The sequence below is a fragment of the Streptomyces sp. NPDC002130 genome (assembly GCF_040296465.1).
Lineage (GTDB): Bacteria > Actinomycetota > Actinomycetes > Streptomycetales > Streptomycetaceae > Streptomyces.
This window is the reverse complement of record NZ_JBEOXI010001222.1, coordinates 1-1,062: the sequence shown is the minus strand read 5'-3', so window position 1 is coordinate 1,062 and position 1,062 is coordinate 1. Positions and strand designations below refer to the sequence as shown.

Here is a 1,062-nt window from a genome sequence, read left to right as displayed (position 1 = left end):
CCCGGCGACTGGATCGCGAGGTCCAGAACCGGTCCACCCGCCATCGACACACCGCCCAGAGCGTTGACGCCGGTCGTGTTGTACCGAGCGTTGACCGCCGCCGGTAGTTCCTTGGTGAGGTACGTCTGCCACTTGTTACGGCCCAGCACCGGATCGTCGGCGTTCCAGTCGGTGTACATGCTGAACTTGCCGCCGACCGGCATGACCACGTTGACGTGTTTGTCGTCGAAGAAGTCACGAACTCCGGTGTTGTTGAACCACGAGATTCCGTCCTCGCCGCCGCCGACGCCGGTCAACAGATAGAAGGTCGGCGCGGGGCCACCTCCGGCCGGGGAAATCACGTCGTTGGCGATCCAGCGGTCCATCGACGGGGAGTAGACGTCGATGCGACTGACCACGGAATCCGCGCTCGCGGTCGGCGCGCTGAGGCCGAGAAAGCCGGCGGCCATGGCCACCGCCATCGTCAGCCGAACCGTGAATCGACGTGTCTTCATATTTCCCCCCAGGCGCAAGCCGGACAGCGTATTTGTGCCTTCCAACAGTGGCACAATGCGAAGAGGAGTGACGAATGTCCGGGTAACAGTCGTATAAGAAGATGGAGACAATTGCGTGGGATCGCAGTCGCACCACCCCGAATCCGACGTGATTCGGCTGGCCTTCGGGCTGGCCGCGATCACGGCTGGTGCGGCGCGCAGAACCGCTGGTCTCGCACTTGATTCCGTGCAGCGGATCCCTGTCGTCGGTGACGCACTCGACGGCGCGATCACTCAGGTCACCACTCGCGGCACGGAAGCGATGCACTCGACCGTGGAGTTCGCCGACTCGACCTTGCGGACGGTGATCAAAGCTGTCGTCGACGCTGCTCTGTCCGAAGTCGACATCACCAAGATCGTCGTCGACCACGTGGACATCGACAAGATCGCCGAGAACATCGACGTGGACAAGATTGCCGAACGGGTCTCGCTCGAACCGATCATCGACCGGGTCGACGTGGACGAGATCGCAAGCCGCCTCGACGTCAAAGCTGTGATCGACCGCCTCGACCTCGACGGCATAGTCGAC

The 1,062-nt window shown here is 62.6% G+C and carries 1 protein-coding gene and 1 pseudogene; one reads left to right on the top strand and one right to left on the bottom strand.

Annotated elements, in window-relative coordinates; translation table 11 throughout:
* Nucleotides 1-548: alpha/beta hydrolase (locus ABT116_RS49795; protein WP_351648362.1), on the bottom strand; the 548-nt coding region annotated here is incomplete at its 3' end.
* 94 nt (nucleotides 549-642) lie between these two features.
* On the opposite strand from ABT116_RS49795, the pseudogene ABT116_RS49790 reads away from it, so the two are divergent.
* A pseudogene (locus tag ABT116_RS49790) lies at nucleotides 643-1,062 on the top strand (hypothetical protein); the annotation flags it as partial.